This is a genomic window from Paenibacillus sp. FSL H7-0442, from assembly GCF_038593105.1.
Classification (GTDB): domain Bacteria; phylum Bacillota; class Bacilli; order Paenibacillales; family Paenibacillaceae; genus Paenibacillus; species Paenibacillus polymyxa_D.
Genome location: NZ_CP151963.1, coordinates 5246121 through 5269544 on the forward strand (window position 1 = coordinate 5246121; position 23424 = coordinate 5269544).

Annotated in this window: 24 protein-coding genes and 1 riboswitch; of the genes, 4 read left to right on the forward strand and 20 right to left on the reverse strand. The window is 48.1% G+C overall.

Annotation, left to right across the window (positions count from 1 at the left end; genetic code table 11):
- Window positions 1–48: 48 nt before the first annotated feature.
- From upp to MHH57_RS23225, 19 genes are all read right to left on the reverse strand, one after another.
- Window positions 49–678, reverse strand: a complete 630-nt coding sequence (gene upp / locus MHH57_RS23135; protein WP_013312332.1) for a uracil phosphoribosyltransferase — start codon at window positions 676–678, stop codon at window positions 49–51.
- Window positions 679–1034: 356 nt separating this feature from the next.
- Window positions 1035–2300 (reverse strand): ABC transporter substrate-binding protein, encoded by a 1266-nt coding sequence (locus MHH57_RS23140; RefSeq protein WP_069010015.1) that lies wholly within the window; start codon window positions 2298–2300, stop codon window positions 1035–1037.
- A 15-nt stretch (window positions 2301–2315) separates the two neighbouring features.
- Window positions 2316–3152 (reverse strand): carbohydrate ABC transporter permease, encoded by an 837-nt coding sequence (locus tag MHH57_RS23145; protein ID WP_069010016.1) that lies wholly within the window; start codon window positions 3150–3152, stop codon window positions 2316–2318.
- Complete coding sequence (locus MHH57_RS23150) at window positions 3152–4033, reverse strand: sugar ABC transporter permease (protein WP_029518514.1); 882 nt, start codon at window positions 4031–4033, stop codon at window positions 3152–3154. Before MHH57_RS23150 ends, MHH57_RS23145 begins: the two co-directional genes overlap by 1 nt.
- Window positions 4034–4206: 173 nt before the next feature.
- On the reverse strand, window positions 4207–5457 hold the full coding sequence (gene glyA / locus MHH57_RS23155) for a serine hydroxymethyltransferase (protein WP_013312336.1): 1251 nt from the start codon (window positions 5455–5457) through the stop codon (window positions 4207–4209).
- Between the two features lie 120 nt (window positions 5458–5577).
- Window positions 5578–6165 carry a TIGR01440 family protein gene (locus MHH57_RS23160; protein ID WP_029518515.1) on the reverse strand — a complete coding sequence of 196 codons (588 nt, stop codon included), beginning with the start codon at window positions 6163–6165 and terminating at the stop codon, window positions 5578–5580.
- 219 nt (window positions 6166–6384) lie between these two features.
- Window positions 6385–6466, reverse strand: a riboswitch (ZMP/ZTP riboswitch).
- Between the two features lie 78 nt (window positions 6467–6544).
- On the reverse strand, window positions 6545–7129 hold the full coding sequence (locus tag MHH57_RS23165) for a low molecular weight protein arginine phosphatase (RefSeq protein ID WP_029518516.1): 585 nt from the start codon (window positions 7127–7129) through the stop codon (window positions 6545–6547).
- 103 nt (window positions 7130–7232) lie between these two features.
- On the reverse strand, window positions 7233–7793 hold the full coding sequence (locus tag MHH57_RS23170; protein ID WP_029518517.1) for a manganese efflux pump: 561 nt from the start codon (window positions 7791–7793) through the stop codon (window positions 7233–7235).
- Between the two features lie 145 nt (window positions 7794–7938).
- On the reverse strand, window positions 7939–9186 hold the full coding sequence (locus MHH57_RS23175; protein WP_342434581.1) for an L-threonylcarbamoyladenylate synthase: 1248 nt from the start codon (window positions 9184–9186) through the stop codon (window positions 7939–7941).
- A gap of 155 nt (window positions 9187–9341) precedes the next feature.
- Entirely contained in the window at window positions 9342–10034 is a 693-nt protein-coding gene (gene spoIIR / locus MHH57_RS23180; protein ID WP_069010019.1) for a stage II sporulation protein R, read from the reverse strand.
- A 258-nt stretch (window positions 10035–10292) separates the two neighbouring features.
- Window positions 10293–11486: an FtsW/RodA/SpoVE family cell cycle protein gene (locus MHH57_RS23185; RefSeq protein ID WP_029518520.1), complete on the reverse strand. Its 1194-nt coding sequence runs from the start codon at window positions 11484–11486 to the stop codon at window positions 10293–10295.
- 75 nt (window positions 11487–11561) lie between these two features.
- Window positions 11562–12461: a peptide chain release factor N(5)-glutamine methyltransferase gene (gene prmC / locus MHH57_RS23190; RefSeq protein ID WP_029518521.1), complete on the reverse strand. Its 900-nt coding sequence runs from the start codon at window positions 12459–12461 to the stop codon at window positions 11562–11564.
- A gap of 3 nt (window positions 12462–12464) precedes the next feature.
- Window positions 12465–13532: a peptide chain release factor 1 gene (prfA, locus tag MHH57_RS23195; RefSeq protein ID WP_013312344.1), complete on the reverse strand. Its 1068-nt coding sequence runs from the start codon at window positions 13530–13532 to the stop codon at window positions 12465–12467.
- A 271-nt stretch (window positions 13533–13803) separates the two neighbouring features.
- A complete protein-coding gene (ychF, locus tag MHH57_RS23200) occupies window positions 13804–14904 on the reverse strand; it encodes a redox-regulated ATPase YchF (RefSeq protein ID WP_013312345.1) in 1101 nt (366 codons plus the stop codon).
- Window positions 14905–15037: 133 nt separating this feature from the next.
- Entirely contained in the window at window positions 15038–15529 is a 492-nt protein-coding gene (locus tag MHH57_RS23205) for a GNAT family N-acetyltransferase (RefSeq protein WP_029518522.1), read from the reverse strand.
- Window positions 15526–16626 carry a type 2 isopentenyl-diphosphate Delta-isomerase gene (fni, locus tag MHH57_RS23210; protein ID WP_029518523.1) on the reverse strand — a complete coding sequence of 367 codons (1101 nt, stop codon included), beginning with the start codon at window positions 16624–16626 and terminating at the stop codon, window positions 15526–15528. The genes MHH57_RS23205 and fni overlap by 4 nt, the downstream gene beginning before the upstream one ends.
- Window positions 16627–16892: 266 nt before the next feature.
- A complete protein-coding gene (locus tag MHH57_RS23215; RefSeq protein WP_029518524.1) occupies window positions 16893–17351 on the reverse strand; it encodes a DMT family transporter in 459 nt (152 codons plus the stop codon).
- A 58-nt stretch (window positions 17352–17409) separates the two neighbouring features.
- Complete coding sequence (locus tag MHH57_RS23220; protein WP_029518525.1) at window positions 17410–18114, reverse strand: cyclic nucleotide-binding domain-containing protein; 705 nt, start codon at window positions 18112–18114, stop codon at window positions 17410–17412.
- A 59-nt stretch (window positions 18115–18173) separates the two neighbouring features.
- The gene (locus MHH57_RS23225; protein ID WP_069010024.1) at window positions 18174–18599 is read right to left on the reverse strand and encodes a DMT family transporter; all 426 of its coding nucleotides are present in this window, start codon (window positions 18597–18599) and stop codon (window positions 18174–18176) included.
- Window positions 18600–18829: 230 nt separating this feature from the next.
- On the opposite strand from MHH57_RS23225, the gene MHH57_RS23230 reads away from it, so the two are divergent.
- A complete protein-coding gene (locus MHH57_RS23230; protein ID WP_069010025.1) occupies window positions 18830–20326 on the forward strand; it encodes a phospholipase D family protein in 1497 nt (498 codons plus the stop codon).
- A gap of 35 nt (window positions 20327–20361) precedes the next feature.
- Here MHH57_RS23230 and cls read toward each other — a convergent pair whose 3' ends face one another.
- A complete protein-coding gene (cls, locus tag MHH57_RS23235; RefSeq protein ID WP_029518528.1) occupies window positions 20362–21873 on the reverse strand; it encodes a cardiolipin synthase in 1512 nt (503 codons plus the stop codon).
- Between the two features lie 204 nt (window positions 21874–22077).
- Between cls and MHH57_RS23240 the strand changes: the two genes are divergently transcribed.
- From MHH57_RS23240 to MHH57_RS23250, 3 genes are read left to right on the forward strand one after another with little or no spacing between them, the layout of a single operon-like run.
- Entirely contained in the window at window positions 22078–22671 is a 594-nt protein-coding gene (locus MHH57_RS23240; protein ID WP_069010026.1) for a TetR/AcrR family transcriptional regulator, read from the forward strand.
- A gap of 44 nt (window positions 22672–22715) precedes the next feature.
- A complete protein-coding gene (locus MHH57_RS23245; protein WP_013312354.1) occupies window positions 22716–23057 on the forward strand; it encodes a multidrug efflux SMR transporter in 342 nt (113 codons plus the stop codon).
- Complete coding sequence (locus MHH57_RS23250) at window positions 23057–23371, forward strand: multidrug efflux SMR transporter (RefSeq protein WP_013312355.1); 315 nt, start codon at window positions 23057–23059, stop codon at window positions 23369–23371. Before MHH57_RS23245 ends, MHH57_RS23250 begins: the two co-directional genes overlap by 1 nt.
- Window positions 23372–23424 lie beyond the last annotated feature (53 nt).

A 23424-nucleotide genomic window follows, 5' to 3' on the forward strand; every position in this document is an offset into this window, starting at 1 on the left:
AAGGACCTGTATAACGTCCATAGATTTTGCCGAACCGCCAAAGGCAGTCTACTTGGTTCCGTACAAGCGGTCTCCCGCGTCACCAAGACCCGGAATGATATATCCATGATCATCCAGACGCTCGTCCAGTGCAGCGACATAGATGTCTACATCAGGATGTGCATCCTGCACAGCTTTGACTCCTTCAGGAGCAGCAATCAGATTCATCATTTTAATTTGAGTGCAGCCTCTCTTTTTCAACACATCAATCGCTGCGATCGCCGACCCGCCTGTTGCAAGCATTGGATCAATCACGATCAATTCGCGCTCAGTTACATCTGTAGGCAGCTTCGTATAGTATTCTACGGGTTGCAGTGTCTCAGGATCGCGGAACAGTCCCACATGACCTACCTTTGCTGCAGGCAGCAGCTTTACTACACCATCCAGCATACCCAAGCCTGCACGCAGAATCGGAATAAGACCCAGCATACGTCCGGAAATCACTTTACCTTCTGTCTCAGCAACCGGTGTCTGCACCGTAATGCTTTCCAGCGGGATATCCCGTGTAATTTCATAAGCCATCAATGTTGCTACTTCATCCACCAGCTCGCGGAAATCCTTGGTGTTGGTCCGCACATCGCGGATAAATGTAAGTTTGTGTTGGATCAAAGGGTGATCACAAACCACCAGTTTCGCCATAATATATTCCCTCCGGTATTATCGTCACGTTCTTTCGCACCAGCATATCGAACTATCCTGAGTCGAAAGGATCTATGTAACCTATTTGTACAAACCAAATAAGCACAGATGCAATGCGTGCCTGTAAATCCTGTTTATTATAACATTCCCTTGATTGATTTAACACCTGCCACCGTAACCTTTTGTCAAGGGAAAGATATGACATGTAAAATAATGAATAGGACCGCTTTACGTGTGACTTTCATCACATAAAAACACAACAAAAAGGCTCTGGCGGCCCTTGACCGCCAAAGCCTTAAGGCTTTATACTTCCTGCCCGAGCTATAGCCTTTGCATCCTCATGCAGAGGTATTCTTTTATCTATACTTCAAATTGTCCCATGCCCCCTGAAATTGTTGAAGCATTTCATCCTTTGTGATAACCCCTGCAATATAGGCTTGCATACTGCTGCTTAAATCCTGATTCAGCCCCTTCGGAAAGCGTTGGAAGTTCCAACTCCATATCTTGCCTTCCCTCACATGCCGAGATATTTCTGCACCTAGATCGCCTGTCGTCTCGTCGCTGGACGTAATACTTTTGAAGGCGGGAACAAACTTAAATTCCTTGGTGATATAATGCTTGCCTGTTTCTGATGTGACCAACCAATTGAGAAATTCTTTTGCCTCCTGCTTCACAGGCGAATTTTTGTTGACCACCCAGTTCGAGGCTACTCCCACCGCGAGTCTACCTCCTGTGGAGGGATCATTGTCTATAGGCGCAGGCAGAATACCCAAATTCAAGTTAGGATTAATTCCATCCATTTGTGGCTGCGTCCAGTTCCCCTGGTGCATCATAGCAGCCTTACCTGTGGAAAACAGTGTCACTTGTGTATTGTAATCCGTCGTGAGCGGATTGCGGTTCCCATATTTTATAGTCAGGTCAAGCAACTTCACCCACTGATCGAACACGGGGTTACCAGGGATGCGAGCCGCTCCTTTGTTTAAGTCCTCAACATAACTTTCCGGGTTCGGCTGTCTGGCAAACGGGATATTGATAAAATGGTTCCCCAGAACCCACCATTCCGCATACCCGTTAGCAAAAGGTATAATCCCTGCCGCTTTCAGTCGCTTGGCTGCTTCCTCCAGTTCATCTATCGTCTGAGGTAGTTTGGTTATGCCCGCTTTTTTGAACAAATCCTTGTTATAAACAAAACCAAATCCTTCTAGGTTCATAGGCTGTCCATAAATCTTACCGTTAACCGTCATCGGCTTACGAGCGAAATCGTCCAGATCCTTCACCCATGGCTGATCCGACAAATCCTCCAAGTACTCCAACCACGTATCGCGGTCCTGGTAGCCCTCATTTGTAAAAATGTCCGGCTGATCGCCTGATGCGAATTTAGCCTTCAACGAAGCACCGTAGTCCGTACCACCACCGACAGATTGGATATCCAGCTTGATGCCAGGGTGCGTTTTTTCATATTCTGCCTTCAGCTTATTTAGTGGTTCCGAAATCTCTACTTTGAATTGATAAATGTGTATCGTTTTCGTCTCACTCTGTTGAGCCTTCGTATTTCCACAACCTGCAAGTGTACATGCGAGCAGCACCATCAAGGAGATGACAAGTAACGCTGTTTTTTTCATCGATTATCCCTCCCATCAGCCTTTGACCGCGCCGGCTGCAATGCCAGAAACGATGTATTTTTGCATCACCAGAAAAAACACAACAATTGGCGTGATTCCCAACACCAGTGCTGGCAGCGCCAAGTCCCATTGCTTGGTGTACTGACCAAACAACATATAGGTTGCAATCGGAATGGTACGCAGCTCAGGATCATTCAAAATGAGCGAAGGCAACAGATAGTCATTCCAGATCCATAAGGTATTCAAGATAAGCACGGTTACGAACATAGGCAGCAGCAGTGGACAAACGATGCGAAAGAACACCCCGTACCGGGATGAACCGTCCACCCTTGCCGCCTGCTCGATCTCAATAGGTACCGTTTTAATAAAGCCATGAAAAAGAAAAACGGATAAAGGCGCTCCAAAACCCAGATAACATAAGATCAGTCCCGGTATACTGTTGTTCAAGCTCAATACGTTGGACACTTCCATAAGCGGCAACATAATCGATTGAAAGGGAACTACCATCGCAGCCACAAGCAAACCGAACAGGAACCGGTTAAAACGAGTGTCATGCCGAACCATCTGGTAAGCGGCCATCGAGCTGATGAGCAGCAAAAGCGCATTACTGACGATCGTGACAATCAGTGAATTCCCCAGTGCTGTGGGAAAGTTTATTTTATTCCAGGCGTTAGCATAGTTTTCAAAACGGAAGGTTGTCGGCCACGAAGCGGAATGGGCCAAAATGTCACCAAAGGATTTAACGGAGTTTACGAGCAAAAAATAGAATGGAACCAGAAAAATTAACCCGATCACAATAAGCAATATTTCAGCAACCCATGTGCCCAAACGGTAGTTTGACGTTTTTTCCATTACATTTCGACCTCCTTTTTCTTCGTGAGACGTACCTGAATGCTGGTAATGATCGCAACGACCACGAAGAAAATCATAGCCTTGGCAGTTCCCAATCCAAGTCGATTATTTGTAAACGCTTCATTATATATGTCCAACGCTACAGACTCTGTCGACTTGAAAGGTCCCCCCTTTGTGAGAGCCAAATTCAATTCAAATACTTTAAAGGACCAGGATATCGCCAGGAACAAGCAGACGGTCACCGCTGGCATAATAAGTGGCACTACAATATGACGCAAAATCTGTCTTCGGCCCGCGCCGTCAATTTGAGCCGATTCAATCAGGGCAGACGGGACATTATTTAACGAAGATATGTAAATAACCATGAGATAACCTGCATATTGCCATACAAACACAATGACAGTTCCCCAAAAAGCAGTTGGCCCATCACCCAGCCACGGCAGTTTAAAAAAGGAAAGCCCTGTTGCCTCCCCTACCGCAGAAAAGCCGCGTACAAATATAAATTGCCAGATGAAGCCGAGCAGCAAGCCGCCAATCATATTGGGCATAAAAAATACAGTTCGCAGTGCATTACGGGTACGCAACGGTTTGGTAAGTGCATAGGCTAGGAAAAAGCCAATCAGGTTCGTCAGAATGACACCACATACGGTAAACCGAACCGTAAACCAGAACGCATTACGGAAATCTGGATCGTCCCTAAAAATATGAACGTAATTCCCTAGCCCGAGCCATCGGATATTTTCAGATACTCCATCCCAGTTCGTCATGGAATAATACAGCCCCAGCAGGAACGGAATGACCATAATCAAGACGAAAAACAACGCCATCGGTCCCACAAATACGAGCTGCTGCAATAATTGCGCGGATTTTCTTTGACTCAATGTAATCACTCCTTTGTCGTAGATATAAAGGAAAGCGCGCATAAACCTTTACTGTAATCGCTTATTACCCAAAAATGTAAGTTTCGAGTCGTTTGGAAGCAAAAAAAGGCTGTTCTCCTCCGGCTTACGGAAGGAAAACAGCCTATAATATAAAGATTATGATTGTCGATGAATTAGTATTGAGTTCCTGGATAAATCGGGAACTTATCTGTTAACTCGCCAACCGCTTGGCTTGCTTTGGACAATACAGTATCATCTTTCGGGTTTTTAAGGGTTTCAGCAATGATTTTACCGATTTTGACCATAGCCTCTTCATCCATCCCACGAGATGTTGCAGCAGGTGTACCAATACGAATCCCGCTTGTTACGAATGGACTGGTCGGATCAAAAGGAATCGCATTTTTATTGACCGTGATGCCCACGGAATCCAATACATGCTCCGCTTCTTTACCTGTGATATTCAAATTGCGCGTATCCAACAGCATCAGATGGTTATCCGTACCACCGGATACAATGTTAATCCCCTCAGCCAACAGTGTTTCAGCCAGCACCTGTGCGTTGCGGACTACATTTTGCGCATAGGTTTTGAACGATGGCTGGAGCGCTTCACCCAAAGCAACCGCTTTGGACGCGATCACATGCATCAGTGGCCCCCCTTGAGTACCAGGGAAAATAGCTTTATCAATCGCTTGCGCCCATGCTTTGCGAGTCAGAATCAGACCCCCACGCGGACCACGCAGCGTTTTGTGTGTCGTTGTTGTTACAAATTGGGCATGCGGAACTGGACTTGGGTGAATTCCCGCTGCCACGAGACCTGCGATATGTGCCATATCCACCATGAACAAAGCACCTACATCATTGGCAATGGAAGCAAAAGCTTCAAAGTCAATAGTACGCGGATATGCACTCGCGCCAGCTACAATCAGACGAGGGCGGTGCTTAAAGGCTGCCTTGCGCACTTCATCGTAGTCGATGCGGAAGTTGTCTTCGCGGACACCATAGGCAGCAAAGTTATACAACAAGCCGGAAGCGTTAACCGGACTTCCGTGTGTTAAATGGCCACCATGCGCCAGATTCATACCCAGTACAGTATCTCCAGGTTTGAGAGCTGCCAGATACACTGCCATGTTGGCTTGTGCTCCAGAGTGAGGCTGCACGTTAGCATGCTCAGCGCCGAACAGTTCTTTTGCTCGGTCACGTGCGATGTCTTCAACGATATCTACATGCTCACAGCCACCATAGTAGCGTTTGTTTGGGTAACCTTCAGCATATTTATTCGTCAGCACGGAGCCCATGGCTTCCATTACTGCTTCACTGACAATGTTCTCGGATGCGATTAGCTCGATATTGTGGCGTTGTCGTTTCAGTTCAAGTCCCATTGCTTCCATCACTGCTGGGTCACTTTTACGCAGGTGTTCCATCATGATTGATTACTCCCTCTCCATAGTCAATTGTTGGGTATACAAGCTAACGCCTGCTCCTCTGTTGGGTACCTCATCATCATTGCAAAAACGATTAGTACAAACATGCCGCCATGCCAAATGCTAATCGCAGTTTCCGCCGACTTCTTGCTCCAGACTGTACACCGCCCGTTGTCCGCCAATAAGTGGAGGACGGGTGAACGCCGCTGTCACACGTGCTTCGCCAATCCAACGAAGGCTTGGGCGAAACGGAACAGCAATCGGTCGCAGATGCATGCCAATCAGCGTTTCGCCGATGTCTATCCCGGCATGAGCCTGCACGTTCGCCGCCAAACACGCGTCGCTCATAGAACGATAGGCGACGGTAGCCATAGAGCCTCCTGCTGTACGAACAGGAACAGCCGCAACCTCCATCAGTCCCAGTCGCTCCAGTACAGCCCGTTCAACGACCAACGCTCGGTTCAAATGCTCACAGCATTGAAACGCTACATCAAAGCCATACTGCCTGCGAACGGACTCTACTCCAGATAACAGTTGTTGAGCCACATCGAGCGCTCCCGCCGTGCCAATTCGACTTCCAGCCACTTCACTTGTGCTAACGCCGATAACCAGCAGGCGACCAGCCCTGAGACTGGCTGCTTCTGCGATTTCCCGCACAACAGAAGTGGTCTGTGCTTCTAGCGAAATCTCATGATCCAATTGTCCCACCATTGGAACCTCCTTTGGTTGAACAGCCTCTCAGAGACTAGGCACGGTCTCATGCCCCAAGTTCAACACACTCTCTCCTGATCACAATCTCACTATATTATAGCCGATGTTTCAGATTTCGAGCAGAAAAAATGGAAGAACCTTTGAAGGAATCAACCCTCAGCTAAACATCTGGCATAACTTGTATATGAAAAAAGAGCAGTCCACACCTATGTGGAATTGCTCTTTTGCCCAGGCGACCGGCCGTATATCCGATGCTCCATCGTGGTTAATCCCACTTTTGTCGCCAGTTACATCGGATTCTCATTTTTCCACCTTATCTTAACGGATTAACCATCGAAAATCAACAGATTCCGTACAAAATAGATGAGTAAGAGCGATTTTATTCGGAAGAGGCCTTTAGCTTGTCCAGCAGCTTATGCAGCGCCGTGCGGATTTCCGCAGCTGTGACATCGTAGTCTTCTCGCGAACCGCCAAACGGATCTGAAATATCAAAGCCCGGAATCCGTTGGTGTAATTCAATCATTCGTTCACGCTCCTGCGCCGATAGCTCTTGTCCGAGTGAAGCCATCAACTGCTGTGAAGCATATAAACCGTCCAACTCCTGTACATCATTCAACACCGCATCCCGGTTCTCCACATATTCCTTAAGCGTAAATACTTTGCCCGCCGTTTGGGGAAAGCGCTGAATTACGTGCTGTTTATGTCCTTGCGTCAAGGTTAAGATCAGATGTGCCCACCCGGCAAGCCCGTCGCTCAAAGGGGTTGAGGTGATCTGATCGGATATATCGTGATCACGTAGAACCGCCTCTGCATGTCGGGATATCGGCGTGCCTTCCATCGCTGCCACTCCCGCAGAACGCACTTCCAGTTCTAGTCCATGCTCAGCAGCCAACTTACGCAGCATCCCTTCAGCCATTGGACTGCGACAGGTATTCCCTGTGCATACAAATAAGATATTCTTCAACGTTTTCACCCCCCGTATGTTAAAAAATATATAAACAGAGGATTACTATAATCCTAATCCCTTACTTTAACCCTGCACTTATTTTACACTGTCTGCGCTAAAATCAAAACATAAACATAAAGCCGAATGCCAGCAAAATGGCACCGCCCACTGCTTCCCCGTAATCTCCTAGATTGCGGCTGACCTTGCGACCCAGCAGCAGGCCCAACATCGCCATTGCTCCCCCGCAAAAACCAAATGCCAGAACAGACAGCACCAGATCACTCTGGAACATCCCCAGTGACACTCCTACAGAAAATGAATCCACGCTCACCCCAAGTGCAAACAGCAAAAGACCTAAAGGCGAACGATGATCCAATACCTGTACGCCGTCCCCTTTGAAGGAATTATACACCATATGCCCGCCTAAAAGGATGAGTAGCCCCCCTGCGAAGTAGGTCGTCACATGACCTAATAAAGAACTCATATAATGGCCCGTGAAAATTCCCAGCAATGGCATCAGAATGTGAAAAAAGCCAATAACAGTGCTGATGCGCAGCACGTCTCGCAGGCGTATCCCCTTCATGCCGATCCCTACGCCCAGCGATAACGCATCCATTCCTAGCGCTACCGCCATGATCAGAATCGTTACAACCTGCCCGGCATGGGCAGAGGCTGCCAGCATACTCCATCCCTCCATTATCCGTCTGTTCTTGTACACGTTATGCGGACAAGGGGCAAATCAGTACAAGCATGCACTGAAAGTACCCAATACCGAGACGAGGAGGGAGGAAAAAAATTTAATATAAGAGGCTCTGATTCGACAGAAGCTACAGGCGGACGATTCGGTGACCTGCCGCTTTAAGCAGGCGGTTCATAACGGCGTCGCCCAATCCTTTCAGCGGACAGGATTCCGCCAAAATGTAGGTGACGCCGTCCTCGTCGCAGCGACGCAGCACGCCGTACAGGCGTTGCGCTGCCTCATGGAGCGCGTCTAGCTTGCCTAGCGTGTAGACGCGTTCTCCGGCGTAGCCGGCGGCGTGCTCGTCGAACGCGAGCACTGCCGTGCGCTCCCCGCTGGCGGAAGCCTCCGCCAGCGCGGCGCGAATCCAGCCCGTCACCTCAACGGACGACGGGCCTTGTACCACGCTCAAGCGGCCTCGCGGCGCGTAGTGCGTGTACTTCATGCCCGGCGAGCGCGGCGCCGGGCTGTCCGCGTCTTCCCCGGACGTAGCAGCCAACGCCGGGTCCAGCACGACGGCGCGAGCAACCGCAGCGAGCTGCTCAGCCGTCACGCCGCCGGGGCGCAGGATGGTGACGATTCCGTCGTCACCCGCCTGCACCACCGTGGACTCCAGTCCCACCCCTGTGGGACCTCCGTCTAAAATGCCGCCGATGCGGCCCTCCAGATCCTCCCGCACATGCTGTGCTAGGGTCGGACTGGGTCTTCCCGAACGATTGGCGCTTGGCGCAGCCAACGGACAACCCGCTTCAGCGATCAAGCGCAGCGCTATCGGATGATCTGGCATGCGCACACCAACCGTGTCCAGACCGGCTGTCACACGTGATGACAGTGCCTGCGGCACCACTGGCAATACGAGAGTTAGCGGTCCCGGCCAGAACATATTCATCAGCGCCCGGGCTGTATCGTTTATTTCTGCTACCATACCCTCTAATTGATCAGCATCAGAAACATGTACAATGAGCGGGTTATCGGAAGGGCGTCCTTTGGCAGCGAATACCGCCTCCACCGCTTTTGTACTACGAGCATCGGCTCCCAGTCCGTACACGGTCTCCGTAGGAAAGGCTACCGTCTCTCCAGCTTGGAGGAGTACAGCAGCCTCGCGTATGCCTTTTTCCGCCGCGATCCGAGTCTGTTCAGCCGAAGTTTCGTCAGAAACACCCCCGTCAGTGTTGTTCACAGGAACCAAACATCTGACATCCCACCATTGGGTATGGGAAGACTTCAATGCCTGCTTCAGCTCGCAATTCCCCTGTTCGTCCAGCTTTTGCTCCGATTTTTCCTTTTGCACAAAATCTCCGCGCAAGTCTTGCATTTGATTCAATTTATCACTCATATCAGATCATCCCATATCTTATTGTCGTATACAGGCCAGTGATTTCGCTTGATCCTATAAGGCTACTTTGAAAGATCAGTTTATTTGGCTCTGCCATGTGTATATCTATCGTAAGCTCCATTATAGCATATGGGGAAACTTACACTCCTCAACGTTTAGGCAAACAAGCCACTCACCCAGCTGCACAGTCCCGCAAGTGCATCCCACAGAAAAAAACGCACTTCCGGCTCCTTGTCAGTGGTATTCGTCCGACTATCTCCATGATCCGTTTTTGCTGATACCGTTTGTGCCGCTGCTTCCCCACTGCCTGCATCAATAAAGCACAGCGGAGGAAACAGCACGCACCACCAATTTTGACCTTTTCCTTGCCCCAGCGTAACCCGTAGCGCTTCATAATTCCCTGCCGGGTAGACAAGACCACCGTACATTTTCGTCGGGAAAGGTACGCTCGCCAGTTCCACCTGATGATCATACGCAATGCCGCGACGAGCCAGTTCCGTACCTACCAAACGGTCAATTTCAGGTAAATGAGCATCAATCAATGATCTGGCTTGGTCTAAGCTTTGCGGGTTTTCCAACTCACTCACCCAAGCATTCATCTGCTGCACAATAGCGTCCCGTATTTCGCGTTTAACTAGCTGATCCTCCGGGCGATCCGAGTTGGCCAAAATACGCAGTCGAATGGAGTCGTGTGGAATCACCTCCAGCCCTGTTGTAGTCACTCCTGATGCTAAGGCTCCTCTTGTTCCCATGGTCATAGCAGCATCCGTCTTTTGACCTTCCCAAGACATCATTAATATCGAAATACAAAATAGTATCATTGCAGCTTGCTTTACCCAACTTCTCATCTTCGTCCCCCCAAACCCAAACTCTATCATGTCTATCAGTCTGTCCGGTTTGGGAGAGTCTAAACCTATAAGTCTTGTAAAATATTCATAACCACTTTACAGATTTTCTTCAATACACCCTCGAATCATGCTACACCAAGCTTCAGACCCTCGCCGAGGAATATAAAAAAGCCCAGATTTCACAATCTGGACTCTCGCGTTGCACCGTTTCAACTCACACACAAATACCAATCAGTATCTAGCCACAGTCCACCTGTACTAGGCTTTTTTCGCCTTCGTCAAGTTCAATCTGGAAGGCTGTGGCAGATCATCCTCCAGCTCTTGACCGTGCACCTTAATGCTCATAACCAAGCCGATACTAGCCATGTTAATAAGCAACGAGGTACCACCATAACTTATGAACGGGAGTGTAATCCCTGTAAGCGGCATAATGCCCAGAAACGCACCAATATTCTCAAAAATCTGGTACAGTAACATGGACACAATCCCGACAATAATATACGGTCCGGCGCGATCCCGGCATTCCAGCGAAATCAGGATCATTCGGTGAATCAAAATAAAATATAACAATAGTAGCACTGAAGAGCCTACAAAGCCAAATTCCTCCGCTACGACCACAAAAATAGAATCCGCATACGTATAAGGAACACGCCCGGACTGTACCGAGGTTCCTTGCAAAAAGCCCTTGCCCATCATCCCGCCAGAGGCTATCGCCAACTTGGCATTTTTGGTATGATAAGACGCCTTCGCGGTTGCCTCTTCCGGTACCAACCAAGGGTCCAACCGCTCAACCCAGTGACTACGGCCAATCCCCTTCATAAAGGAATCAATCTCATCGTGAAACGAAATATAAGCTTTGATCCCGCCGCCAACGGCGACTGCAAATACGATGAATCCGATTAACGCATGGGATGCCTTCACATTACCAATCCATAGCATACCAATGACGATGACAATGTAACCGAGCGCATTACCCAAGTCATTTTGTGCCATAACCATGGCAAACGGGACAAAGCTCACCAGAGCCACTGGAAGAACATCCTGAATGAAATACAGCCTGCTCTTGCGCTTTTTGATCAGCATATAAGTCAGAAAAATGATAAGAACCAGCTTGAATACCTCGGCAGGCTGAAGATTCAAGCCACCAATTTTCAGAAAGCCCTGAGAGTTGTTAACCGTCCCACCAAAAAATCCGAGACCCAACAGGAATATTCCGCCTCCATATACGTACAGGGCTTTTTTAATGAATATCCGAAAATCGACCATCGCTAAACCCAAGATCGCCACAAAACCCAATATATAATACCCGATCATCTTTTGGTAGTCGTTGCCGTGCTCTGCCAAGTTCGTAGGGCCCCTACCTGCGCTGTATACCGTTATGATACTAATCGCCATGAGCAAAACCAGAATAAAGATAACCGGACCGTCAATTTTTTTCAATTTCTGAAGCATGATTTCCCCCTGAGCCGTTTCTCGGTCATACTCCTCTTATTCTAAAGGAAAGACTCGCAAAAAGAAAATGCACCACTACTCCGAGACGCCTAGGACATGTCGTTCAATCCCTGCAAGGTCAGGAACGATTATAATGTTCTTCCAATGACCTGCCTGTTCCAGCAGGCCAGCCACGTCTCTGGCCTGTCCCATCCCCAGCTCAAACCCGATTAGCCGAGGCGGAGCCTGAAGGAGTCCGAGCTGCTCCAGCATTGCCCGATATGGGCCGAGCCCGTCAGGACCACCATCTAACGCCATCCGTGGCTCGTGGTCGCGGACCTCCGGCTGTAGGCCAGCGATGTCAGCAGCCGGGATGTACGGCGGGTTGGACACGAGAATGTCCACCGTCGTTCCCGCAAATGGCGCCAGCAGATCGCCCTCGCGGAATTCTACGGCTGCGCCGTTCGCAGCAGCGTTATAAGCCGCTACTTTTAACGCGGCAGCCGAAATATCCCCTGCCGCTACGCGCCAGCTCGGTCGCTCAGCCGCCAGCGTCACGGCAATCGCACCGCTGCCCGCGCCGATGTCGAGCGCCTGAGGAGCACCGCTTGGCCACAGCCGATCGCCGTGCTGGAGTATCGCCTCGACGAGCAGTTCTGTCTCGGGGCGCGGAATCAGCACCGACGGCGAAACCGCGAACGGGCGGCCATAAAATTCCTGCCGTCCGATAATATACTGCGCCGGTTCACCCGCAGCTTTGCGGGCTATGATCCGTTCCCACGCCTCCTTGGCGGTGGAAGGGAACGGATCACCCAGAGCGGCGTAAAACGCCGTACCTTCCAATCCGAGCACATGCTCCAGCAACAAACGGGCATTATGCTGGGGCTCCAGAACGCCACAGCTTCCTAAAAAAGAAGAAGCCTCAACCAAGGCTTCTCTGACACTCATGTTTCGTTCCGGTGACATCCGATACACACAATCGCGCTCGTTCCCCAAAACTTAAACCTCTTGTTCCATCAAATCAGCCTGCTCTGCAATCGTGAGCGCCGATACGATTTCTTCGATCTCCCCGTTCATCACCTGGTCCAGCTTATGCATAGTTAGTCCAATACGATGATCCGTTACACGGCTTTGCGGGAAGTTGTAGGTACGGATACGCTCACTGCGGTCCCCGGTACCTACTTTGCTCTTACGCTCGCCTGCATATTTGGCTTCCTCTTCCTGACGCAACATATCCGAAATACGGGCACGCAAAACTTGCAGCGCCTTCTCCTTATTGGAGTTCTGGGATTTTCCGTCCTGACAGGTTGCCATAATACCTGTTGGCATATGCGTTACACGCACCGCCGACTTGGTCGTATTAACGGATTGTCCGCCCGCACCGCTGGAACAGAACGTATCCACGCGAATATCCTTGTCGGAAATTTCAATATCCACTTCTTCTGCCTCAGGCATAACGGATACTGTAGATGTCGATGTATGAATACGTCCACCTGATTCCGTCGTCGGAATCCGCTGGACGCGGTGTGCGCCGCTTTCGAATTTCATTTTGCTGTATGCACCGCGGCCGTTAATCATGAAAATAACCTCTTTAAAGCCCCCGAGATCATTCATGTTCGCGTCCATCAGCTCTACACGCCAGCCTTGGGTATCGGCATAACGGGTATACATCCGGTACAAATCAGCTGCGAATAGTGCCGCTTCGTCACCACCCGCTGCCCCACGAATCTCAATAATAACGTTCTTATCATCATTCGGGTCCTTCGGCAGCAGCAAAATACGGATTTTTTCATCCAGCTCCCGCTTACGAACACTCAGTTCTTCAATCTCCATTTTGACCATTTCACGCATCTCGTCGTCCAGCTTTTCACCCTGCATGGTTTTTGCAGCTTCCAGCTCTTCAACGACATTTTTATATTCGGTATATGCTTCATAAGCAGGCTGTAAATCAGACTGTTCTTTGGAATAATCTCTAAGTTTTTTGCTATCGTTCGCTACATCCGGATCGCAGAGCAGTTCGCTCAGTTTATCGTAGCGGTCCGCCAATGATTGCAATCGGTCCAACAAGCGATTCACCTCTTCAGTTAAATTAATATGAAGCCAGCTTCAATTTCACTGGCTACAGCTCTTTATTATACCAACTAATTCATGAATTAGCTACAAGAAATACTGACTAATTTAGGATTTTGCAAAAATCCACACGACATGTAATTCAATAAAAAAAGTCGCCGCCTAATATAGGCAGCGACCGCATTATCTAGCACATTTTAGAACACACATACTTGAGACATCGTCTTTTATATATCCGAATCGAGTATTGTACTCTAGAAATTTTATATTAAACATTAAAACGGAAATGCATAACGTCTCCGTCCTGCACTACATATTCCTTACCTTCCAGACGAAGCTGCCCCCGTTCCTTGGCCCCGTTCATCGAACCAGCAGCGACTAAATCGTTGTAGGATACAACCTCGGCACGAATAAATCCGCGTTCAAAATCCGTATGAATTACGCCCGCAGCACCCGGTGCCTTCGTTCCTTTGTGAATCGTCCAAGCGCGTACTTCCTGCACACCTGCTGTGAAATACGTATACAGGCCCAACAAGCGATATGCTGCTTTAATCAAACGGTTCAATCCGGATTCAGCCAATCCCAGCTCCTCGAGGAACATCGCCTTGTCTTCGCCTTCCAGCTCAGCAATTTCAGATTCTACCTTGGCGCTAATCGGCACCACTTCTGCATTTTCAGCCACAGCAAAATCGCGTACCTTTTGCACATATGGATTGCTGTCGGCTTCCGTTACACCATCTTCGCTAACATTAGCGGCGTAGAGTACAGGCTTCATCGTCAGCAAATGAAGATCGCGTACAATCAGCCGTTCTTCATCCGACAATTCTAAGCTACGCGCAGGTTTATCAGCATATAGCGTTTCCTTGATCCGCTCCAGCACTTCAACTTCTTGGGTGTACTGCTTGTTGCCACCCTTCATGTTTTTGCGGGAACGTTCAATACGCTTGTCTACGCTTTCGATATCCGCCAGAATCAGTTCCAAATTAATGGTCTGAATGTCGCTGATCGGGTCAATTTTGCCGTCTACATGGGTAATGTTCTCATCTTCAAAGCAACGTACCACATGTACAATCGCATCCACTTCACGAATATGAGCCAGAAACTTGTTACCCAGACCCTCGCCCTTGCTCGCACCGCGCACAAGTCCTGCAATATCAACAAATTCAAAAGCCGTTGGCACCGTTTTATTCGGCACAACCAGTTCGGTCAACTTATCCAGCCGCTCGTCCGGTACTTCAACGACGCCTACATTGGGGTCAATCGTACAAAATGGATAGTTTGCGGATTCCGCACCCGCCTGCGTTATTGCGTTAAAAAGTGTTGATTTGCCCACGTTCGGCAAGCCCACAATCCCCGCTTTTAAAGCCATAATCAGAACAACTCCCGTTTATATAAAATATGCGTTATGCCATCCGTTAGTTTACCAACCCACATTATATATGAGAACCTATACACGCGGCAAGCATACGGTTATGGAATTCAGGATTTTACTATATCCCTATTTAGATTTCTTTGCTCATCTGGATATCTGTAATCCGATAGCCCGACTTGCGATATACATGCAAAGCTCGCTCATTATGCCCAAATACATGCAACCCGATGCGGACAGCTCCCAGCCTGCGAGCCTCCTGTTCCAAAGCCTCCATCGCCATCGTACCTAGACCCCTCCCCTGGTATGAATCGTATACAAGGATATCCAATAGAAAAGCCTCTTCTCCTTGCACGCCGTCCGTAATATTGAACCAGATGTAGCCAGCTTCCTCCTGACTCTGCCCCCCGTCATCGGAAAACATCAACATATACAGGTGAGCATGAGGTGTGTCTAGTCTCTGTGGCAGGTATTGAGCAAAACTTTCTGCCGCTCGCTCTGGTGCTTCTTCAACCGTCCATGTACCTGCTTGGATTTTCTCATCCGCATAGTCGGCAAGCGAGCGTTGTTCAAATCGATCATATTGCTCCGCATTCATCGGAACCAATGTAATAAGTCCGCTCATCCATTTACCTTCTTTCTTAGTCGAGTCGTATCTTTGAGCCCTTCTATTCCATCTACCCCAATGCCAAACATGACCGTGCGGAGTTCCAGTTCGACCTGCTCCAAACGTGCCTCCAGCGCTTCACTAGAGGCAACCGCAGAACCGAGCAAAGAACGCCCGAAGCCTGCCATGTCAGCTCCCAAAGCAAGCACCTTCGCTGCATTGACACCGTCTCTCAGTCCACCGCTGCCGATCAGAGCACCATGTGGCTGAGCGGCTCTGACTTCCACGATACAATCAGCGGTCGAATTGCCCCAGTCCGCAAACGCCTCCGCCGCCGCGCGACGCACAGGATCAGGGTTACGAAATTTCTCCACTTGGCTCCAGCTTGTCCCGCCTGCACCAGCGACATCAATAAAGGCTGCACCCGCATCATACAGTCTTGATGCCGTCTCGCCATCTATGCCCCAACCTACTTCCTTCACTCCTACAGGCACTGAAAGCTGACGACACAACTCCTCGATACGATTAAGCAGGCCGCTAAAATCCAAATTCCCTTCGGGTTGGAAAATCTCCTGCAATCCGTTCAAATGCAGCACCAACATATCTGCTCCAGCAATGTCTACTGCACGGCGACAATCGTCCACGCCAAATCCGTAGTTCAGCTGCACCGCACCCAGATTGGCAAGGATCGGGATACTGGGTGCCAGACGGCGGACTGCAAAGGTTGGAGCCAATTCTTCCCTTTCCACCGCAGCCCGTACCGAGCCGATGCCCAATGCCCAGCCGCGTCTCTCCGCTGTCTCTGCTAATCGCTCATTAATCGCTCCTGTCTCGGCGCTGCCGCCTGTCATGGAGCTAATAAGCAACGGTGTTCGTACAGCCTGTCCTAAAAAAGTAGTATCCAGGCGAACCTCGTCAAAATGCAACTCCGGCAGAGCGCAGTGCTTAAAGACATACCGCTCCAGCCCGCTGGTGATACCTTGTCCGGCCACATCTTCTTGCAAACAAAGGCGGACGTGCTCAATCTTCCGTTCGCCTGTCCGCGCGGCAGGCAACAAAGAGCCGGATCTGTTAAAGCCGTCAGGTGCTCCTTTTTTATTCTCTGTACTACTCATCTATGTTCCACCTCATCCAAAGTCACTCTGTTTATTGTATCAAGTTCAAGAAGCACAAATAAGACCGTTCCCGAACACGGTAACCGATCTATTTATCGTCTCTTATACAAATATCGTATGCCCTTAAAATGGCTATTTTAAGATACTCTCATTGTATCATGGATGGGAAAATATATACACGATCGTGAACATTTTTTCTCCCCCATAGATCATGTTCAAAATACGCAATAAACCAGTTATTTCGGAAACTTTACAGAAAAGCCGCCCTAATTGAGCTGCCGCTTTTCTGCAAAATGTCCAAATTTAAACACAAGAATACCACCGATAATGACCAATACACCGATCAGCTTGTTAATGGTAAACGGAATTTTCTCTAATCCTAGCCATCCTAATGAATCCCACAACAGGGCGGTCCCTAATTGCGCTGTCAATACAATGGAGATCGCATAGGTCGGGCCAAGTCGCTTCATTCCTTGTACCAGACAGAACACAACACCGACACCAATCATGCCACTGAACCAGTACCACGGCTGCATATGCTGTAAAGCAAATGTATTTTTCCCTTCAAAAATAAGACTCCCGAGTAAGGAAGCCAAGAACCCTGTGCCCAGCACCAATGTTGTTGTGGCCCACGATCCTGTCCGTTCATTCACCTTATTATTGAATATCGTTTGCAGACTGACCAAGGCACCTGCGATAACCGCCAATACAATTCCTAATAACATATGTTAACTCTCCCTTGATGATCCTTGATATTCTTCTGTTTTTTACTACATGCTCCTATTACAATGATTCATAAATATTATGTCCTGCCAGTTCACTCAAACCTTTTCTGTCCCGAATGACAATATAGCCTTTTGTCCGTTCAACCCATCCATCTTCAATCATTTTGCGAATAACACGGTTGAGATGTCTATAGCTGGTTCCGATCAAATTCGCCACATCTACCAGACTGGATGCCCGTAATTCCTCATGAAAAGCTGTATTCGATTCGTCAAAAGAAACCGATAGCAGGTAGCTCGCCAGTCTGACTTCCACCGGATACATGAGATTAAAACTGGAAAAGTCGGAGTCCAGGCAAAACTTTCGCGTGACAACATCCAATAGAAATTGCAGCAAAGGAGCATAGTCTTTGCCGTATTTGTTCATCCATTGGTGGTGAATACCGATCACATAGATCGGAGACACTGCCTCTACCGTGTTGATGACGTGACTATTCCGAATATATTCAACATCTCCTATGACCTCGATCGGTGTTTTGAAGCAAAGGATCAGGGTTTTCCCTTCTGTAGAACTGGTATAAATCTTGACCTTGCCCTGCACCAGTATATATAGATGCTCAATGGGATCCCCCTGTAAACAGAGCTTTTCCCCTTGCTCCAAACGATGCAACGACAAATAAGGATGTAGTGGCTCGTAGAGTATGGATTCCAACTCATGCAGCTGCAAAAAATATTTTAGCTGCTCTTGATCCTGAATTTCTCTCATTCCTAAGCTCACCTTCAATCTCTACATTCTAAGCTTTCTTTACAAGTTAAATTTCTATTTTAAAGCTTCAGAATAATTACACCCGCGATCATCATACCAATACCTATAAATTGTGGCAGCTTCATCTTTTGCTTCACTATACCGAACCATCCCTTAATATCTACCAGAAAGGTTAAACACAACTGCGCAATCAACAACGCCGAGATCGTGAACGTAACCCCAATATGTTGGATCGCCGTGACTTCACTAAATATAATAATAGCTGCAAAGGCACCGCCCCAAAGATACATTGGCTTCACCTGTTTCATTTCAGCCACATTGCCATCCCTTGTAAACATCCAGACTAATGCTGCCAAAATAAACCCTATTAGCTGAGTAACAGCAGCAGCCTGCCATGTACCAATATCCTGACTAATCCGTGTATTCGCTACACCTTGTAGCGTAATACACGCTCCTCCCAGAAAAGCAAACAAGATTCCTCTCATAAATCGTTATTCTCCCCATGTAAATGACTTTTCTATATATTAAATTATAGGGCAGACTCTCTATAAAGGACATATGTCCTCAACGAATAGTAAAACATCCTTCATTTCATTCAGTATCCGCGTCAATCCTGCACACTTGCGTTAATAACTTGACAGTATCCCATCATAAAACTGCATGTTCCGGCACGGTAAAACGGAATGCAGCATCCAATTGAGGAGTTGATCGTCATATGACTACACGTGATCCGCTGCATTCTAAGCCGGAATATCAAAGAAAATCCAGGCATAAGGGCCGTGCCCTTAAAATCGCCATTCTGGTACTTATCCTTTGGCTGATTGCCGTCATGCTGTATCAGACCCATAAACCCTTGCCTCCGTTCGTCTCTTATGAGAGCCAGGAGTATTCAACCCATGAGGTAAACTTCTGGACGGATTTGACCTATCCCACCGGGGATGGTAGTACTGCACAGCATGAAGGACAAATTTTGAAGCGTATGCTCGGGATCATTGATGAAGCCGAGCAATTTATCGTCATCGATCTGTTTCTGTTCAACGACTATAAGCATAAAGGTCAGCACTTCCCCCAAGTTAGCGCACAAATGACCGATCATCTTATTGCCAAAAAGAAAGCTCATCCTGATATGCCTATCTTTTTCATTACAGATGAAGTCAATACCAACTACAATTCTGCTCCCAACCCTTTGTTGGAAAATATGAAGCGAGCAGGGATTCAGGTCGTGCAGACCGATGTAGATCCCCTGCGGGACTCTACACCCATCTATTCGGCGGTGTGGCGTACCTTCTTCCAATGGTTCGGGCAGCAAGGCACAGGCTGGATTCCCAACCTGATGGCCAGTGACGGACCGGATGTTACGGCTCGCTCCTATCTTAAGCTGTTAAACGTCAAGGCCAATCACCGAAAATTGGTTGTCAGCGAACAGACAGCGCTCATTTCTACAGGCAATGTGCACGACGCGAGCGCCTACCACTCCAATGTAGCGCTGGAGGTGAAGGGGCCCATCATCGGAGACATTTTACAAACGGAACAGGCGGTGTTGGACTTTTCGGGCGGTGGGCAGCTTCCTGCCTATACACCACAGGCCGAACCCAAAGTTCCATCGAGTAAGGACAGCTATCGAATCAAATATCTAACTGAGGGCAAGGTGTACACCTCGGTTCTGGATGGCATCGGGCAGACGAAGAAAGGTGACAGCATTCATATGGGCATGTTTTATTTGGCTGACCGCAAAGTATTGAATAGCCTACTGGATGCCTCTGCGCGCGGTGTAAACATCCAATTACTGCTGGACCCCAATGAGAACGCGTTTGGTCAGGAAAAAATCGGCATCCCCAATCGTCCGGTCGCCCAAGAGTTGTCCGATAAATCGGGCGGGAACATTCAAATTCGCTGGTATCATACCACCCATGAGCAATTCCATACCAAACTGATTTATATCGCCAAGGCGCAAGGAGAGCATATCATTTGGGGTGGCTCTACCAATCTGACGCCCCGTAATCTGGATGATTTGAATCTGGAAAATGAATTGTGGGTGGCCGCTCCGGCGGACAGCAAGCTGACCCGACAGGTTGCGGCCTATTTTGATAAGCTATGGAATAATCAGGGGGCTGAATACAGCTTGGATCTAGCAGCTTACGAGGATCATTCAACATTTTGGAAAGATATTATATACCGTCTACAGGATATTTTAGGCTTTACTACATTTTAACTACCGAATAGTGCTGTAGCGAATTCGTTTATGACCTACAACAGCGGTGAAAGCAGCCGCGCGAGCGATTCCATCAAACGTTTGAACAGACGTTTTTTCATGAATTCTTCGCGTACGATCAGACTGGCAGAATGCAAATCTCGTTCGTAGTCTGTTACCATCTGCTGCACACTGTGCGTTTGAATTAACAGAGCGTTAACTTCAAAATTCAAATGAAAGCTACGCATATCCATATTGGCTGTCCCGATGGTCGCAACTTCCCCGTCAATGATGAGGAGCTTGGAGTGGAGGAACCCTTTTTCATATTCATATACCTTGACTCCAACCTCCAGTAACGACTGGAAGTACGAATGAGACGCGAGAAAAGGTAGCCATTTATCCGGTTTTGCGGGAAACAGAATACGTACGTCCAACCCGGACAAGGCAGCCATCCGTAAGGCAGTCAGGATATCTTCATCCGGGATAAAATAAGGAGTGGCAATCCAGACTGATTTTCGGGCGGACGTGATCATGGAGAAAAACAGATTTTTAAGCACTCTCCGCTCATTATCCGGGCCGCTAGCAATAATCTGCACGCCTCCGTCTGTAATGGGTTCAATACTGGGAGACAGATATTCGCTATCGAGCACCGACTCACCCGTCATGTGAAGCCAATCCTGTAGAAATATAAGCTGCAACGTCCGCACAGCTTCGCCCTTCACAATCATATGCGTATCACGCCAAAAGCCGTAGGCTTTGTTGCGGCTGAGATACTCATCTCCCACATTTAGACCACCAATTAATCCGATATTACCGTCGATGACTACAATTTTACGGTGATTACGATAGTTTACCCGGCTGGAGAAGAACAAGATCCGAGCGCCGCCGTACGCAACAACCTCTACTCCTGCATCTCTCATTTCTTTCAAAAATGACTTTGACAACTGAATACTGCCCACCGCATCGTACATAAACCGAACCTTAACACCCGCTTTAGCCTTTTCAATCAAAATTTTCTGAATGCTGGTACCGATATCATCCGAACGGAAAATGTAATATTCCATATGGATATGATGCTGCGCCTTGCGCAGCTCTTCTAGCAAAGTGGAGAAGGTTTCATCTCCATTGTTCAGAATTTGAGTTTCGGTCGCAAAATAAATCGGGGAGCGGGCCAGTCTGCGTGCCAAACGCATCAACTGCTGCTGCTCATCTGTAAAGCAGGTCAGATCCCGTTTGACTCGCAAAGCATCCTTTTCTATGCGGTCGTAAGCCTGTTGGTCACGCAATGCCTTTTTATCATACTTGCGACGCTTGAATACATTTTGCCCAAACAGAAAATAGAGAGGAAGTCCAACAACTGGCAGCAATGCCAGCAGCAAAATCCAGGACATCGTAGTGGAGGGATTACGATTCTCCGTAAAAATAATCAGACTGATGGAGATCACTGTCAGGGTGGAAAAAATACTGATGACAGTTCCTTCATTTTTGCCGATGTAATTAAACAAGCCAAAATAATAAATAATAAACACCATAGCCGCGATCAATACGGCTAGTAAGCTTCGCCTCATAACTAACCTCACTTCCAGTGGACTGCATTCGACAAGTATTCTTCATTATATTGTACATGAGCCCCTTATTTCTTCCCACTTTTTTATTAAAATGTTGATAAAAAAATCCAAAGAAAAGCTTTATACAAAACACAATGATGCTGGGTTGACACTTACTTTTTTTCGTGCAAGAATAAACTAACGAACGTTAGGTAGGTGACAATAATGGGAATGGAAGAGATTCGAAAGGCCGCTCTTTTTCAATTTGCCACCAATGGGTATGAAGGAGCATCCTTGAGCAGTATTGCCGCTGAGGTCGGTATCCGAAAACCGTCTATATACGCGCATTTCCAAGGCAAAGAGGATCTGTTCCTACAGGTAGCGAGGTATGCTTTTCAAGAGCAGAATCTACGTATTTTCGAGTACTTTACGGAACGTAAAGATCAGCCGCTTAAGCATACCCTGCATGACTTCTTGTTTTGGATGGGACAGGAATATGAGAGCAACGACTCAGCCAAGTTTATGCTTCGCTTTTCCTTCTTTCCGCCTGTATCGTTGTATAACGAGGTGCTGGATATTGTTAATCCTTTTCTGGACAAAATGGAGCGAAAATTAACTCGTCACCTCCGTAATGCACGGGATCGGGAACCCTTTGGGCATATGGAGCCAGTGGATGTGGCTTTAGCCTTTATGACACTGGTGGACGGAGTCATGGTGGAGCTCCTGTACAGTGGAAGCGTCAACTACCACCGAAGACTGGACGCTGCATGGCCTATTTTTTGGCGTGGGATTACGTTAACCTCACCTCATGAAGCATGAAGCCGTCGAACTTATAAAATTTATTTTTGAGGAGAATATTCATCATGAATCGCAGTTGGATTTACGTCTTTGTTGGCGGCCTGATTGAGGTCGTATGGGTATCGGGTTTGAAGCATGCGGATTCTATACTCGCCTGGGCTGTAACCGTGCTGGCTGTGGTGGCCAGCTTTTATTTGATCATGAAGGCTGCGAAGCGTTTGCCTGTAGGCACGGTATATGCTGTATTTACTGGACTAGGGACAGGGGGAACGGTCGTAGGCGAAATGCTGCTATTCGGGGAACCGTTTCAATGGTCCAAAACGCTGTTAATCGCCCTTTTGCTGGCAGGTGTGGTCGGCCTGAAGTTAGTTACCGACCGTGATGTTCAGGAAGGGAGTGGCGCATAATGGCTTGGATTGCTTTGGTTATCGCGGGATGCTCGGAAGTATTAGGAGTCATTGGTATGAAGGGAGTTACGGTGGGCAAAGGCTGGAAGTCCTTAGTGCTTATGGTCTTATCCTTTGTTCTTAGCTTTTCCCTGCTCAGCTATGCCATGAAAAGTTTGCCTATGGGAACTTCCTATGCCGTATGGACAGGCATCGGAACGGTTGGCAGCACGATTACAGGCATGTTCTTGTACGGTGAGCAAAAAAGCGTACTGCGTGTTTTATTCATCGCCATGATTCTTGCCGCAGCATTGGGATTAAAGCTGATATCTTAACATAAACGAATGGCATCAAATGTTGCAAATTGCTGATCTTAAAGGAGTGATGC